Consider the following 15,007-nt stretch of genomic DNA (forward strand, 5'->3'; position numbering starts at 1 on the left):
GATGACGGACCTGCACTACCACGGCGGCGCGAAGCGGCGCTGGCCGCTCGTGGTGTCGCTGGCCGTGCACGCGCTGCTGGCCGGGGCGTGGCTGCACTCGGCCAGCCGTCCCGCGCCTGGTGAGGAAGCGCGCCGCGAGTTCACGGTGCTGCTGCTGCCCAAGCCGCCGGCGGCGCGCACGCCCGCCCCTCTCCCCTCGCCTGAACGCGACGGCCGGCGCAAGCAAGCCATTGCCGCTGCGGTGAGTGCGCGTGCCACGCCCGCCGAACCAGCCCCCGTCACGGCTGAGCCCGCTCCCATCACGTCCCCGGCCCCGGTGGCGCCTTCTGCCCGGGACATCCTGGCCGCGGCGCGGCGCGACGTTGGCAAGATCGACCGCGACCTGCGTGGCAAGAGCGGCGGCGCCATGAAGCTGGAAAACGGGAACCGGTTCGAGCGCGCGATCGCCGCGGCGCACGTCGACGATTCGCGCACCGGATCGCTGGAGGAGTACACCGGGCCGGACGGGCAGGTCCTGTACCGCAAGCGGGTTGGCGACCGGGTGAGCTGCCGGCAGTCCGGCAGTGTCGGCGCGCCCGCGCCGTGGCGCAGCGAGGAGCAGGTCCGCGCCGGCGCCGGCAGCGCCAAGACGCTGGGCATGAGCGGGGAAGCGGGCGAAACGCTGTGCTCGGACATTGTGCGCGACTGGAAAAAGAAATAGTCTCGGGCTGGCGTAGGGTGGGCACTTGTGCCCACGCGGTGGTACGCGCCGCGTGAGCTACCGCGTGGGTGCAGGAGCCCCCTACCAAAACCAGATGGTACGCGCGGCGCGAGCTACCGCGTGGGCTCAAGAGCCCACCCTACGAAAACCACGTTCAATGCGGCGCGCCCTGGCACATCTCCGCCACCCGCCGCCACGCTCCCTCGGCCTGGCAGCCCGTCGCCGGCTGCTCGCGCAACACCTTGGCCAGGTCCGGCTGCGGCGTATCGTTCACCCGCACGTTGCGCTGGATCGGCATGCAGCTCACGTCCTGCCACGCCGCCTTGTAACCGCGCGGCACAGGCAGCGGCCCGCGCAGCCGCACCGCGGCGGCCTCGCACTGCGCGCGCGTGCCGAACTGCCCGCGCGGCGTGGCGCCTTGCAGGGTGACGTCCAGCCCCTGCTGCAGGTAGAGCATCAAGATCATCGTAAACATCGCATCCTCCAAAAACGCCGCCCGGCGCGCACGCCTGCGCTGCATCATGGCCCAGCTGCCGTCATCCGATAGCCTGAGCTCACTTTTCGACCTGCACTGAAAGGCTCGTTCATGCTCAAGCTCATCACCTGGAATATCCAGGGCGCCCGCACCCAGGCCGGTGGCGCCAACCTTGACCGCATTATCGCTTGCCTCGACCGTTTCTCCGATTTCGATGTGTTGTGCGTGCAGGAGGTCACGAGCGGCTTTCCCGCGCGCGACGGCAGCGATCCGGGCGACCAGTTCCAGGCGCTGGCGCGCCGCCTGCCGGGCTACACTGGCGTCGAAGGCGTATGGACGGACACCCTCGGCCCCGCGGGCACACGGCGCCGCCTGGGGAGCATGATCTTTTCGCGGCTGCCGGTACTGCAGTGCTTTCGCCACTCCCTGCCCTGGCCGCCCGACCCCGAGGTGATGAGCATGCCGCGCGGCGCGCTGGAAGCGACGCTCCAGGCGCCCGGCGGCCCGCTGCGCGTGACCACCGCCCACCTCGAATATTTTTCGGAACACCAGCGCATGGCCCAGGTCGAGCGCCTGCGCGAGCTGCACCGCGAGGCGTGGGCGCACGCGGTCGGCGAGCGTCCGGGCGATCCGGGCGGCGGCCCGTTCGCGGCGGTGCCGCGCGCGGCGCCCGCAATCCTGGCCGGCGACTTCAACATGCTGCCGCATTCCGACGAATACCTGCGCATGCTGGCCTCGTTTGCCGACGGCACGCTGCCCTACCGCGACGCCTGGCAGCTGGCGCACCCCGGCCGCCGCCACGCGCCCACGGTGGGCCTGCACGCCGACGCGCCGAATGCCGGCCTGCCCTTCACCTTCGACTACATTTTCGTGAGCGCCGACCTGGCCGGGCGCGTGCGCCAGGTGCGGGTGGACGGCAGCGAAGAAGGCTCGGACCACCAGGCGATGCTGCTGGAGCTGGCATGAACATACCCCGCACGCACAGAACGGCTCGCGTGCGCTTGCGCAAGCGCAAAGCGAAGTTTGCGCAATGCGGCACCGGTGGGTGTTGTCGTCAGTAAAACTGGGCGGGTGCCCGTGCAGAAGGATTTTGCCATGCCCCCAATCCCCTCCCCCGGCCGGCTCGCCCGCGCCGCGCTGACCGTGCTGCCCTGCTGCCTCATGGTGATGCTGTCCGCCTGCCGCATGCGCGACACCACGTCCGAGCAGATGGTCATTCCGGAAGTCGTGCGCGCCAACCTGTACGTGTCGCCCAACGGCTCGGACAGCAACCCGGGCAGCGAGGAAGAGCCGTTCCGCACCATCCTGCGCGCGGCCCAGGTGGTCACCCCGGGCACCACGGTGCACGTGGCGCCGGGCGTGTACACCGGCGGCTTCAAGACCACCGCCAGCGGCAGCCCCGAGGCGCGCATCGTGTACGAATCCACCGAGCGCTGGGGCGCCAAGATCGTGCCGCCGCTCAATTCAAGCTCGTCTACCGCATGGCAGAACCGTGGCAACTTCGTGGACATCATCGGCTTCGAGATCGATGGCAGCCAGTACCAGGGTGGGGCCAAATGGCTCTCGGGCATTTACAACGGCGGCTCGTACGTGAGCATCCGCGCCAACCACGTGCACCACGTCGCCAACGACGTGCCGTGCGAGAGCGGCGGCGGTGCGGGTATCGGGGTGGATGGCTACTATCGCGGCATCAAGTCCGAGGTGGTGCGCAACAGCGTGCATGACATCGGGCCGGACAGCTGCCGCTTCGTGCACGGCATTTACGTGAGCACGTCCGCGTCGGTGAAGAACAACATCGTGTACCGCGTTTCCGGCGCCGGCATCCACCTGTGGCATGACGCGAACAACGTCATCATCTCGGGCAACACGGTCACGGCCTCGGACGTGGGCATCATCGTCGGCGGCGGCGACTTTTACCACACCCAGGGGCCGAACGACCGCACCCAGGTATTCAACAACATTGTGTACGACAACAAGGCCGGCGTGGTCGAACAAGGCGCGACAGGCGCGCACAACAGCTACCGCAACAACCTGGTCTTCCAGAATAGCGCCGGCGACTGGAAACTGCACGAAGGCATGACCCACACCGGCACCGTGGCCGCGCCGCCGGGCTTTCTGTCCTACGACCGCAAGGGTACGCCGGATTTCCGGCTCACCGCCAGGTCGCCGGCCGTGGGCAAGGGGCTGCGCGGCGGTGAATCCGCCGAGCAGGATTTCGAAGGCAAGCCGCGCGGCGCCGCGGTCGATATCGGCGCCGTGCAGCACTAGCTCACAGGATCTCGCGCACCAGCTCGGGCGGGCGGCACAGGCGCACGCCCTTGGGCGTGACCACGAACGGGCGATTGATCAACACCGGGTGCTTGACCATCGCGTCGAGCAGCGCCTCGTCCGACAGCGTCGGGTCGTCCAGCCCCAGCTCGGCATACACCGCTTCCTTGGAGCGGATCGCGTCGCGCACCGACAGGCCGGCGCGCGCAATCAGGTCGCGCAGCGCGTCGCGCGAAGGGGGATTGGCCAGGTAATCGACGACGTCCGGCTCGATGCCGTTCTCGCGCAGCAGCGCCAGCGCGTTGCGTGAATTGCTGCAGCGCGGGTTGTGGTAGATCGTGGTGGACATGGGCTCTCCGATGCAAGAGTTTCAACGTGGCGAATAATACCCGCGCCGCACCCCGCCCTGCCAGTATTTTTGCTTGTCGGCCATTCCTGATCGCTATAGAATTCGCGCTGATTTCCACGGCGCAATACGTGCGCACCGGCGACACCTGATATCTGGCCGCAAGGCCCCGGAGACACCATGAGCGATTACCTGCTGCGCCCCGAGGACCTGCCGACCTGGGGCCAGCGCACCGCGTTGCGCGTGCTGAACCTGTTCGGCTGGCGCCTGCGCTTCAAGCCCCTGCCCGGCCCGCACGGCATCGCGGTGGTGTACCCGCACACGTCGAACTGGGACTTCCTGGTCGGTTTGTTCGGCAAGTGGGCGATCGGCCTGCCGTTCCGCTGGCTGGCCAAGGATTCGCTGTTCCGCGGGCCGATGGGCCCGGTGATGCGCTACTGGGGCGGCGTGCCGGTGGACCGCAGCGCGCCGCAAGGCGCAACCCAAAAGCTGGCGCAGACGATGCTGGCCTCCGAGTGGTGCTGGGTCGCGATCACGCCGGAAGGCACGCGCAGCTACCGGCCGCACTGGAAGAGCGGCTTCTACCGCCTGGCGCTGGCCGCCAAGGTGCCGGTGCTGCTGGTGTACATGGACTACCGCGCCAAGGAACTGAGCGTGGTCGATTACATGACCTTGAGCGGCGACGAGCAGGCCGACATGGCCGCCATCGCCCGGGTGTACGAAGGACACGAAGCGCTCTACCCGGCCAACGCCGCCCCGGTGCGGCTGGCGCCCCGCGAAAAGAACGGGGCGCGCGAGCAGGCCTAAGAATCGGCCGGCTCGAGGCGCTCCGGCGTGAACAGCGTCTTGAAGTAGATCGCGGTGGCGCGCCACTCGCCGTCGGTATTACAGGCAAAGTCGGGCAGCTCGCCCAGCCGCGTGAAGCCGCACGACTGGTAGAACCGCTCCGCGCCCGACCCGGCCTCGGTATCGAGGAACAGCAGGCCGCGCCGCAGCTGCAGCGCCTGCGCCTGCGCTTCGCACATCAGCAGGCTGGCCACGCCGGCACGGCGCGCATCGCTGCGCACGATCAGCTTTTGCACTTCCGCCCGGTTGCGGCCGTTGGCCTTCTGGCACAGGTCCAGCTGCACCGTGCCAAGCAGCTCGCCATTGCGCACGGCCACCAGCAGCACCCGGCTGCCCTCGGCCACGGCCTTTTCCACGCCGGTCCAATAGGCGCGCGCCTCGCTGGCCGAGAGCGGCGCGAGAAAACCGACCGACGAGCCGTGCTCGACCACGTCGGCCAGCAGTTCCATCAGGTCGGGAAGAATGGCCTGCACATCCTGCGCGGCCAGATTGCGGGTCTGGATCATCTGTCGAAAGCGAAAAATCATGAACAACCACGCTTGTCGCAGGATGCGTGCCAGCCCTGGCCGTCCTTACGCCGGGTGCCGCCGCACCAAACCGGTGCAGGCGTGCGCCATCTCAGAACTTGATGCCCAGCGATAGTGCGAGCGCGTCGCGGTCCGCCGTCACGTTGTAGTCGCCGCCCCAGACCGGCATGTAGCTGACATCGGCCACATAGCGCTGCAGGTACTCGAAACGCAGCGCCACCACGGCGTTCTTGCGCCCCTCATTGATCAACAGGTCACCCGACCAGCCCCGCACATCATGCGCGAACGCCAGGCTGGCACTGGCGGCCAGTCCGGGCGCCGGCGGCGGCAGGCGCAGCTCGCCGCGCAGCCGGTAGGCGAACGAGTCGGCGGTCGTGTAGCCGCGCAGCGTGCACTGCCGGACCGGGTCGCCGGCGGGAATGCAAACCCCTTGCACCGGGCCAACGCCGAAGATGTCGCTGCGGCCGTAGCGCTGCAGCGCCTGGTCCGGCAGGCCGGGCGTGTGCTTGGCCACCACCTCCGCGCCAAGCGTCAGGCCGGCTGCACCAAGCGTCCATTCCTGCTGCACGCCAAGCTGGACCTGCGCCAGCGCGTGCAGGTCGAATCCATGGAACAAGCCGCCGGGCGGCACCGCGTTGGCGCGCTCGCGCAGCAAAGCGATTGCGGTCGGGCTCAGGAACGGTGGCACCACGTCGCCCGGCGAGATCATGAACGGCGCGCGCGGACGCCACGACAGCTCGCCATACACGGTGTTCGCGCCCGCCTTGCGCGTGAAGCTCGCCGCGCTGATCGCCAGCCCTTCCGGGTATTCGGTGAAATAGGCCATGTTGCGCCCGTCCGGGTCGCCCGGGATGAGTGCGGGGCCGGTCGGACGCGTGCTGCGGCGCAGGCTCGGCAGCGCGATGCGCGAGTTGTAGCGGGCGTGGTACAGCGCCGCCTCGAAGCCCGGCGCAATCTGCCAGCCGACCGACACCCCGTACTCCGCCCGCCCCGGCTTGGGCGTGGGCAAGCGGCCCATGTAGGCGCCCAGCGGCAGCCGCGCGCGGTCGCTCACCTGCGGCTGGCCGGACATGACCTTGTTGCAGCCGTCCGTTACATAGTCGCTGATCGCCCAGAAGCTGCCGCACATGTCGAAGACGTTGCCACGAAAGCCGGTCTGGTAGTACGCCTCGACCGCGATGCCCCCCGCCGTGTCCAGCCGGCCAAACAGCATCGGCACGGGCACCCTGGTCTCCTGCGGCACGGCGCCGGCCCGGTGCAGCGCCGGCAGGTCGCGGGGATTGAGCGCTTCCAGCCCGCCCGGGGTGGCAAAGCGCGTGCCCCAGTTGAGGTTTTGCTGGCCCAGCCGCGCCGTGAGCCGGGTGGCGCCGAAGGTGGCGCGCTGCTGCACCCACGCTTCGCCAAAGGCAAGCCCCGAAAACCGCGAACGCAGCGGCGCCCCGGCATCGGACAGCGGCGCGCCCGGCGTGTAGCCGTTTGGCGAGTTGCCCCAGGGACGTCCGTCGCCGAGCAAGGCGTAGTCGTGCCACGCCTTCACGCGCACCAATCCCGTCCAGTCGCCCGCGCTGGCCGTGACGTCGAAATAGGCCTTGAGCGCGCGCGAGGCGGCGTCGCCGCGCCGGTAGTTGAGGTTGGCGTCGTCCGTGTTTCCGCCGCTACCACGGCCAACCAGGCCGATGGCCGCGCCGTTCAACGAGGTGATCAGTGCAGGGTCGCTTTCCTCGACCCGGTACACCGCGCCATAAACGACGCGCCCGCTCACATGCACGTCGGCCGCGTAGGCCGGACACGCAGCCAGCAAGGCCGCCGCCATGACCGCATCGGCGCCGCGCATGCGCCTCGTCCGGAACCGGTTCATGCTTGCCCTTTCTGCGAAAGACCATCGCTCAGCCATACGAACCGCGCCGGGTGGCCGATTCCCGTCCGCAACGAACCGATATTAGCTATTCGACAATGATTAATCAACAACAAATGGCGCCCGCCGGGCCGGCTTGTCTTTACGGCGCCACAGCGGCGCGATCCCCCGCTTGAACGGGTGCGTCAAGGCAATCGCGACGCTGTGTGTGGGAGCGCACCGTCTTTCGCCCCTGTGGCGCGAATACTTTCCCGCTACGGGAATCGAATGCACAAAGGAGACGAGCGACATGGCAAACCAGGACGACGTGGCAAAACAGCAGGCATCGATCCAGAGCCGCCAGGACCAGCGCGACGGCAGCATGCAGAAGGAGCAGCAGGAGCAGCCCGTGCAGACCGGCGCCCAGCAACCGGCTCCGCCGATGCCCGAGCAGCATCTGGTCAAGCCCGGGCTGGAAGCGCAGATGGACCTGAAGCCCAAGTTCATGGCGGAGCACTACAAAGGGAGCGGCAAGCTGCAGGGCCAGGTGGCCATCGTCACCGGTGGCGACTCGGGCATCGGGCGCGCGGTGGCGGTGCTGTTTGCGCGCGAGGGCGCGGACGTGGCGATCCTGTACCTGAACGAGCACGAGGACGCCGCCGAAACCCGCCGCTGCGTGGAGGCCGAAGGCCAGCGCTGCCTGACCGTGCCCGGCGACGTCAAGGACATGGAGTTCTGCCAGGAAGCGGTGGACAAGATCGTGGCCGAATGGGGGCGCCTGGACGTGCTGGTCAACAATGCCGCGTTCCAGGAACACGCCAGCGACATCACCGACCTGTCCGAGGACCGCTTCGACGAAACCTTCCGCACCAACATCTACGGCTACTTCCACATGGCCAAGGCCTGCATTCCGTACATGAAGCGCGGCGGGGCCATCATCAACACCGGCTCCGTGACCGGCCTGAAGGGCTCGAAAAAACTGCTCGACTACTCGGCGACCAAGGGCGCCATCCACGCCTTCACCATGTCGCTTGCCGCCAACCTGATCGACAAGGGCATCCGCGTGAACTGCGTGGCCCCGGGACCGGTATGGACGCCGCTCAACCCGGCGGACCAGTCGCCCGACAAGATCAAGGAGTTCGGCGCCAGCACCACCTACAAGCGCCCGGCCCAGCCGGAAGAACTGTCACCCGCCTACGTGTTCCTCGCATCTTCCGCATGTTCGAGCTACATTACAGGCGTGATCCTCCCGGTCACCGGCACCGTGGGTGAGTAAGGGAAAGGAGGCCGGCCATGGCACGCAGCATGTGGAAAGGCGCAATCAGCTTCGGGCTGGTGCATATTCCCGTCGAGATGTATCCGGCGGTCAGCGACAAGGGACTGGACCTGACCATGCTGGATCGGCGCGACTTTTCGCCGGTCGGCTTCAAGCGCTACAACAAGAGCAACCAGAAAGAAGTGCCCTGGGACGAGATCGTCAAAGGCTACGAGTACACGCCCGGCGAGTACGTGGTGCTCTCCGAGGAAGACCTGCGCCGAGCCAACCCCGAGGCCACCCAGACCATCGACATCGTCGCCTTTGTCGATGCCGACCAGGTGCCCCTGCTCTACTACGACCAGCCGTACTACCTGGCGCCCGGCAAGGGCGGCGACAAGGTGTACGCGCTCTTGCGCGAGACGCTCAAGCAGACCGGCAAGATCGGCATTGCGCGCGTGGTGATCCGGGTCAAGCAGCACCTGGCCGCGCTGGTATGTGTGGGTGACGCCATCGTGCTCAACACGCTGCGCTACGCCGACGAGATCCGCGATGCGGGCGAGCTCAAGATTCCCGAGCCGAACGCCAAGTCGGCCGCGCTCTCGGACAAGGAACTGAAGATGGCCACCGCCCTGGTCGAAGGCATGAGCGAGGACTGGAACCCCGAGGAATTCCACGACACCTACCGCGAGGACGTGATGGCGCTGATCGAGAAGAAGATTGCCGCCAACGAAACCCACACGCTCACGATGCCGGGGCCGGAGAAGGAACGCGCGGCCAGCTCGAATGTGATCGACCTGGTGTCGCTGCTGCAGGCCAGCCTGGGCAAGAAACCGGCCAGGAACGCGCCGGCCGGCGAGGCCGAGGAGGAAGAGGCTCCCGCTCCCAAGGCGCGCAAGGCGCCCGCCAAGCGCGCCGCAGCGGCCAACGAGGACAAGCCGCCCGCACGGCGCGCCGCAGCCGCCAAGACATCCAGCGCCGCCAAGGCCAGCGCCCCCGCCAAGGCGCCAACGCGCCGCAAGAAAGCGGCGTGAGGGGGCATGGACGAGCTGCTCGACCTGCTCCAATGGCCTGCGATGGCGGTCACCCTGTTCGCCGCCTACCTGATCGGCTCCAAGCGCGCCGATCGGCGGGTATTCGGCTTCTCGATGTTCATCCTCAGCAATATCCTGTGGATCATCTGGGGCTGGCACGACGACGCCTGGGCGCTGATCACGCTGCAGGTCGCGCTCATGTGCACAAACATCCGCGGCATCATCAAGAACGAATCCTGAGGCGGGGCCGTAGGGTGGGCAAGTTTCCTGCCCACGCGTTCAGTCAAAGGTTGGGCGCCTCGCGATGCAAGCGACATCTGAACGCGTGGGCGGGAGACCCGCCCACCCTACAAAGTGCGGCCGTCACGGCGCTAAGCCCAGCTGCTTCATCGCCGCCGTCAGGGTCTTGGCCGCCCTGGCATACCCCTTCCACGGATCGTTGCCCTTGTCCAGCCGCGTGTGCGCGTTCTGCACGTTCCACTGGTCGCCCGACTTCAGGTGCGCCAGCTCGTCCCACGCCACCGGAACCGAGATGCCCAGCCCCGGCCGCACCCGCGCCGACCAGGCGCTGGCCGTCGTTGCGCCCTGCCCGTTGCGCAGGTAGTCGATGAAAATCTTGCCGACCCGGTTGCGGGCGCCGCTCTTGAACGCAAACCGGTCCGGCAGCGTGGCGGCCAGGTGTCGCACCACCGCCTGCGAGAAGCCCTTGACCTCATCCCAGCCCAGGCTGCCCTTGACCGGCACCACCACATGCAAGCCCTTGCCGCCGCTGGTCTTGAGGAACGCCGGCAGGCCGAGCTGGTCGAGGAAGGCGTGCATCAGCTGCGCCGCTTCCTGCATCGCCTTCCACTGCACGCCCTCGCCCGGGTCGAGGTCGAACACCATCCGGTCCGGCCTGGCGTAGGCCTTGCGCGTCGCGTTCTGCGTGTGGAACTCGACCACGTTCCACTGCGCGGCGGACAAAATACCTTCCACCGACACGATTTCGAGCATCGGCGGGTCGCCCGGATCGAGCTCTTCCGGCATGTGCACCACGCCCGGCAGCTTGCGCACGTCCGCGTGCTTCTGGAAGAACAGCTCGCCGCCCACGCCTGCCGGCGCGCGCACCAGCGCGAGCGGACGGCCCTTCAGGTGTTCGAGCATCAGCTCGCCGACGAGCGCGTAGTAGCGCACCAGTTCCAGCTTGGTCACGCCGGTGGACGGGTCCACCACGCGCTCGCCATGCGTCACCTTCAAGCTCGACGGCACTGTCGTCGCTGGGGCAGCCTCTTCGTGCCGTGGTTCGACTGTTTCCACGCTCTTCGCCTCCTCTCGGGTAATTTTCTTCGCGGGCTTGTCGGTACGCAAGCCCTGGAATGACGGATGGCGGATCGAACCGGTCTTGGTCCACTCCGAAAAACTTACCTCGGCGATGAGCTTGGGCTTGACCCAGTGGTTCGTGCGGCCCGGCACGGCCTTGGGCGGGAACGGGTTCTCGTCGGTGGCGATCGCGCTGAGCTTCTTCATCAGCTCGCGCAGCGTCGTGTCGTTAAAGCCGGTGCCGACGTTGCCCGCGTACTGCAGCACGCCATCCTTGTCGTGGTAGCCCAGGATCAGCGAGCCAAAGCCCATGCGCGATCCCTGTGGGTCGGTATAGCCGCCGATCACGAACTCCTGCCGCTGCTGGCACTTGAGCTTGATCCAGTCCGGCGAGCGGCGCGACACATACCTGGAGTCGCGCCGCTTGCCGATCACGCCTTCCAGGCCCAGCTTGCAGGCCGCTTCCATCAACTGCACCGGATCCTCGCCGAACTCGGCCGAAAAGCGCACCGTCTCGGACGGCTTTTTCTCGAGCTCTGCCTGCAGCAGCGCGCGGCGCTCGTCCAGCGGCACCTCACGCAGGTCGTAGCCGCGCAGGAACGGCGCGTCGAAGATGAAGTACACGATCTGCGCCGTGTTGGAGCCGTCGAAGGCCAGTTGCAGCATCCCGAAGTTCGGCCGTCCCTGCTCGTCGTTGACCACGATCTCGCCGTCGTACCAGCCGTCCGCCAGCTTCAGGCGCAAGAGCTCCTGCTGCAGCGGCTTGAGCTTGCCGGTCCAGTCGTTGCCGTTGCGGGTAACCAGGCGCACCGACTTGCCCTCGACGCGCGCGAGCATGCGGTAGCCGTCGAACTTGACCTCGAACACCCAGTCCTGCGGCGTGGTCGGCGGCTTGTCCACCAGCGTGGCCAGCTCGGGTGCAAATTCGTCCGGCAGCGCCGCCTTGGCGGCCCCTGCCGGCAGCGCACCACGCTTGCCCGCCTTCGGCCTTGCGGCCGGTGCGGGCTTGATCGCGTCCGGCGGCAGCGGCAGCTCGCGCACGCTGTCGGGCATTTCATCCACGACCGAAAATTCCTCGACCGGGCGCGCGAAGTCGTCCTTTTCCTTGATCAAGAGCCACGGTTCCTGCTTCTCGTCGCTGCGGTTCTTGATGCGCACCAGCGCCCACTTGCCGTGCATCTTGTGGCCATGCATCTCGAACTTCAGGCTGCCCTTCTCATATCCCTGGCGTGGGTCCTCGAGCGGTTCCCAGGTGCCCTTGTCCCAGATGATGACCTTGCCGGCGCCATACTGCTTTTCCGGAATCGTGCCCTCGAACTCGTTGTACGAGATCGGGTGATCCTCCACGTGCACCGCCATACGCTTGTCGCGCGTGTCGTAGCTCGGCCCCTTGGGCACGGCCCAGCTCTTCATGGTGCCGTCCAGCTCCAGCCGGAAATCGTAGTGCAGCCGGCTGGCCCAGTGCTTCTGGATCACGAACGACAGCCCGTTCTTGCACGGCTCGCCGCCCTCGGCCGGTTCCGACGTGACCGAGAAATTGCGCTTCTGTTTGTACACCTTGAGTGCGTCTGGCATGGCGGCACCTGCGCGAACGGCGATGCTGCCCAGTCTAGCGCGGCGGGCCAGGGCGCGACTGTACGCCATCTAACCGTGAAACATTGCTGCGCGGCGATTGTAAGCGGATGTAAAAACCGTCAACGCTGGCATGCGCCACGCCGTTTTTGAGCTCAGTAGCACGGGGCCTGGTGCCCCCACCCTGATCAACTTCCGAAGGAATTTACCATGAGCAAAATCGTCGCTACCCTGATCGCTGGCCTCTTCGCAACCTCGGTGTTCGCTGCCCAAACCACCACCGCGCCGGCCCAGACCACCACCCCGGCCGCATCGACCACGACCAAGGCCGACCAGGACGTGAGCAAGGCCAAGGCCAACGAAACCAAGGAAGCTGCCAAGGCCAACGCCAAGGTAGAGAAGAAAGAGGCGGAAGCGAAATCCGACGTTGAAAGCGCAAAGGCCGAAGCCCACAAATCGAAGGCCAAGGCCCACAAGAAAACCCAGAAGCAAAAAGCTGAAGCCAAGGCAGAAAAAGCCGAAAACCAGGCCGAAGCACAGACCAACAAATAAGCGCTCAAGTCCCACCATCCCAAAAGACAGGCTCCGGCCTGTCTTTTTCGTTCCTGCATGCTCTACAATCGGCGGACACACCGAAAGGCATGCCATGCACCATATCGTTTTCCTCGACCGCGACAGCCTGGTCGCCAACGTGCGCCGCCCGCGCTTTGAGCACGACTGGACGGATTACCCCGGCACCGAGCCGGCCGACGTCGTCGCGCGCCTGGCCGGCGCGACCATCGCCATCACCAACAAGGTCCCGGTGCGCGAAGACGCCATTGCGCAGCTCCCGGGGCTGAAGATGATCGCCGTCGCCGCCACCGGCACCGACAACGTGGACCTGGCCGCCTGCCGCGCGCGTGGCATCGCGGTGGCCAACATCCGCAACTACTCGGTGGTGGCAGTGCCCGAGCACGTGTTCGCACTCATGCTCGCGCTGCGCCGCAACCTGGCCGCCTACCGCGCCGACGTCGAGGCCGGGCGCTGGGAGCAGTCGTCCCGCTTCTGCCTGCTGGACCACCCGATCGCGGACCTGGCCGGCAGCCGCCTGGGCATCGTGGGCTATGGCGCACTGGGCCAGAAGGTGGCGCAGCTGGGCCGCGCATTCGGCATGCGCATTGCAGTGGCCACCCGCACGCCGCCGCAAGACCCGGGCGTGGAGGCGCTGCCGCTGGAAGAGCTGCTGCGCACCTCCGACGTGGTGAGCCTGCACCTGCCGCTGAACGACCAGACGCGCGGCATGATCGGCGCGCGCGAACTGGGTCTCATGAAGAAGAACGCGCTCTTGATCAACACCGCGCGCGGCGGGCTGGTGGACGAAGCGGCGCTGGCGCACGCGCTGGCCAACGGCGTGATCGGCGGCGCGGGTTTCGATGTGCTCAGCAAGGAGCCGCCGGCGCCGGACAACCCGCTGCTGCGGCTGCGCCTGCCGAACTTCATCCTGACCCCGCACGTGGCCTGGGCCAGCGCCGGGGCGATGCAGACGCTGGCCGATATGCTGGTCGATAACATCGAAGCCTGGGCCGACGGGCGGCCGCAAAACCTCGTCTAGAACCGCCTTGGTAGGGTGGGCGGGTCTCCCGCCCACGCGTTCAAGCTGCGCCCGCGTACCTTGAACGCGTGGGCAGGAAACCTGCCCACCCTACGAACACCCACGGGGGCCAGCTCAGAAGCTGCCGGGCAAGAGGATATTCCTGTCCACATCCCGCACGTCGCGCAGTCCGCAGAACGCCATCGTCAGGTCAAGCTCGTTGCGGATGATCTCAAGGCATTTGGTCACGCCTGCCTCGCCCATCGCACCAAGTCCGTAGAGGAACGGGCGGCCGATGTACACGCCTTTGGCGCCGAGCGCCAGCGCGCGGATCACGTCCTGCCCCGAGCGGATGCCGCCGTCCATGTGCACCTCGATCCCTTTGCCCACCGCGTCCACGATGGCGGGCAGCGCGCCAATGCTGGACTGCGCCCCATCGAGCTGGCGCCCGCCATGGTTGGACACGATCAGCGCGTCCGCCCCGCTCTCGACCGCCAGCCGCGCATCCTCCGGGTCCATGATGCCCTTGATGATGAGCTTGCCGCCCCAGCGCTGCTTGATCCATTCCACGTCGGCCCAGGACAGCGCCGGATCGAACTGCTGGCTGGTCCACGACGACAGCGAGGACAGGTCCGACACGCTGGTCGCGTGGCCGACGATGTTGCCGAACTGGCGCCGCGGCGTGCCCAGCATGCCCAGGCACCAGCGCGGCTTGGTGGCGAGGTTGAGCATGTTCCGGATGGTGAGCTTGGGCGGCGCGCTCATGCCGTTGCGGATGTCCTTGTGGCGCTGGCCCAGCACCTGCAGGTCGAGCGTGAGCACCAGCGCCGAGCAGCGCGCGGCCCGGGCGCGCTCGATCAGGCGGTGGATGAAGTCGCGGTCGCGCATCACGTACAGCTGGAACCAGAAGGGTTTGGTGGTGTGCGCGGCCACGTCCTCGATCGAGCAGATGCTCATCGTCGACAGTGTGAACGGCACGCCGAATTTTTCAGCCGCGCGCGCGGCCAGGATCTCGCCGTCCGCATGCTGCATGCCGGTCAGGCCCGTGGGCGCAAGCGCGACCGGCATCGCCACCTCCTCGCCGATCAGCGTGCTTCTGGTGCTGCGGTTTTCCAGGTTCACCGCGACGCGCTGGCGGAACTTGATCTTCTGAAGGTCCTCGCTGTTCGCGCGGTAGGTGGACTCGGTCCATGAACCGGCGTCGGCGTAGTCGTAGAACATGCGCGGCACGCGCTTTTTGGCCAGGATCCGCAGGTCTTCGATGGTGGTGATGATGGTCAT

15 protein-coding genes are annotated in these 15,007 nt (G+C 67.3%); 9 read left to right on the forward strand and 6 right to left on the reverse strand.

All coding sequences use genetic code 11. The annotated features are described in order from the left end of the window. Nucleotide 1 precedes the first annotated feature (1 nt). Nucleotides 2-700: a hypothetical protein gene (locus NX774_RS08440; RefSeq protein WP_258821734.1), complete on the forward strand. Its 699-nt coding sequence runs from the start codon at nucleotides 2-4 to the stop codon at nucleotides 698-700. A 154-nt stretch (nucleotides 701-854) separates the two neighbouring features. On the opposite strand, the gene NX774_RS08445 is transcribed toward NX774_RS08440, so the two are convergent. Beyond that, nucleotides 855-1,175, reverse strand: a complete 321-nt coding sequence (locus NX774_RS08445) for a hypothetical protein (protein WP_258821735.1) — start codon at nucleotides 1,173-1,175, stop codon at nucleotides 855-857. Nucleotides 1,176-1,286: 111 nt separating this feature from the next. Here NX774_RS08445 and NX774_RS08450 point away from each other — a divergent pair, with 111 nt between their 5' ends. Continuing rightward, nucleotides 1,287-2,141 carry an endonuclease/exonuclease/phosphatase family protein gene (locus NX774_RS08450; protein ID WP_258821736.1) on the forward strand — a complete coding sequence of 285 codons (855 nt, stop codon included), beginning with the start codon at nucleotides 1,287-1,289 and terminating at the stop codon, nucleotides 2,139-2,141. A 129-nt stretch (nucleotides 2,142-2,270) separates the two neighbouring features. Further along, nucleotides 2,271-3,443: a DUF1565 domain-containing protein gene (locus tag NX774_RS08455; protein WP_258821737.1), complete on the forward strand. Its 1,173-nt coding sequence runs from the start codon at nucleotides 2,271-2,273 to the stop codon at nucleotides 3,441-3,443. Nucleotide 3,444: 1 nt separating this feature from the next. Here NX774_RS08455 and arsC read toward each other — a convergent pair whose 3' ends face one another. Beyond that, the gene (arsC, locus tag NX774_RS08460) at nucleotides 3,445-3,792 is read right to left on the reverse strand and encodes an arsenate reductase (glutaredoxin) (protein ID WP_307731165.1); all 348 of its coding nucleotides are present in this window, start codon (nucleotides 3,790-3,792) and stop codon (nucleotides 3,445-3,447) included. A 177-nt stretch (nucleotides 3,793-3,969) separates the two neighbouring features. Here arsC and NX774_RS08465 point away from each other — a divergent pair, with 177 nt between their 5' ends. Continuing rightward, nucleotides 3,970-4,596 (forward strand): 1-acyl-sn-glycerol-3-phosphate acyltransferase, encoded by a 627-nt coding sequence (locus tag NX774_RS08465; RefSeq protein WP_258821738.1) that lies wholly within the window; start codon nucleotides 3,970-3,972, stop codon nucleotides 4,594-4,596. Here the strand turns inward: NX774_RS08465 and NX774_RS08470 are convergent. Beyond that, nucleotides 4,593-5,162, reverse strand: a complete 570-nt coding sequence (locus NX774_RS08470) for a GNAT family N-acetyltransferase (RefSeq protein WP_258821739.1) — start codon at nucleotides 5,160-5,162, stop codon at nucleotides 4,593-4,595. The two genes, NX774_RS08465 and NX774_RS08470, sit on opposite strands and share 4 nt — an antisense overlap. Before the next feature lie 91 nt (nucleotides 5,163-5,253). Then, nucleotides 5,254-6,996 carry a DUF1302 domain-containing protein gene (locus NX774_RS08475; protein ID WP_258821740.1) on the reverse strand — a complete coding sequence of 581 codons (1,743 nt, stop codon included), beginning with the start codon at nucleotides 6,994-6,996 and terminating at the stop codon, nucleotides 5,254-5,256. Between the two features lie 310 nt (nucleotides 6,997-7,306). Here NX774_RS08475 and NX774_RS08480 point away from each other — a divergent pair, with 310 nt between their 5' ends. The 3 genes from NX774_RS08480 to NX774_RS08490 are packed head-to-tail and all read left to right on the forward strand — an operon-like array spanning nucleotide 7,307 to nucleotide 9,525. Further along, the gene (locus NX774_RS08480) at nucleotides 7,307-8,272 is read left to right on the forward strand and encodes an SDR family oxidoreductase (RefSeq protein WP_258821741.1); all 966 of its coding nucleotides are present in this window, start codon (nucleotides 7,307-7,309) and stop codon (nucleotides 8,270-8,272) included. Nucleotides 8,273-8,289: 17 nt separating this feature from the next. Then, on the forward strand, nucleotides 8,290-9,285 hold the full coding sequence (gene ku / locus NX774_RS08485; protein WP_258821742.1) for a non-homologous end joining protein Ku: 996 nt from the start codon (nucleotides 8,290-8,292) through the stop codon (nucleotides 9,283-9,285). 6 nt (nucleotides 9,286-9,291) lie between these two features. After that, on the forward strand, nucleotides 9,292-9,525 hold the full coding sequence (locus NX774_RS08490; protein ID WP_258821743.1) for a hypothetical protein: 234 nt from the start codon (nucleotides 9,292-9,294) through the stop codon (nucleotides 9,523-9,525). Nucleotides 9,526-9,648: 123 nt separating this feature from the next. Here NX774_RS08490 and ligD read toward each other — a convergent pair whose 3' ends face one another. Beyond that, nucleotides 9,649-12,159, reverse strand: a complete 2,511-nt coding sequence (gene ligD, locus NX774_RS08495; RefSeq protein WP_258821744.1) for a DNA ligase D — start codon at nucleotides 12,157-12,159, stop codon at nucleotides 9,649-9,651. A gap of 207 nt (nucleotides 12,160-12,366) precedes the next feature. Here ligD and NX774_RS08500 point away from each other — a divergent pair, with 207 nt between their 5' ends. Together NX774_RS08500 and NX774_RS08505 are read left to right on the forward strand one after the other, a co-directional pair. Further along, nucleotides 12,367-12,708 carry a hypothetical protein gene (locus NX774_RS08500; protein WP_258821745.1) on the forward strand — a complete coding sequence of 114 codons (342 nt, stop codon included), beginning with the start codon at nucleotides 12,367-12,369 and terminating at the stop codon, nucleotides 12,706-12,708. Nucleotides 12,709-12,802: 94 nt separating this feature from the next. Next, the gene (locus tag NX774_RS08505; RefSeq protein ID WP_258821746.1) at nucleotides 12,803-13,747 is read left to right on the forward strand and encodes a D-2-hydroxyacid dehydrogenase; all 945 of its coding nucleotides are present in this window, start codon (nucleotides 12,803-12,805) and stop codon (nucleotides 13,745-13,747) included. A 114-nt stretch (nucleotides 13,748-13,861) separates the two neighbouring features. On the opposite strand, the gene NX774_RS08510 is transcribed toward NX774_RS08505, so the two are convergent. Further along, complete coding sequence (locus NX774_RS08510; protein WP_258821747.1) at nucleotides 13,862-15,007, reverse strand: alpha-hydroxy acid oxidase; 1,146 nt, start codon at nucleotides 15,005-15,007, stop codon at nucleotides 13,862-13,864.

It is taken from the genome of Massilia agilis, from assembly GCF_024756255.1.
Taxonomy (GTDB): Bacteria; Pseudomonadota; Gammaproteobacteria; order Burkholderiales; family Burkholderiaceae_D; genus Telluria; species Telluria agilis.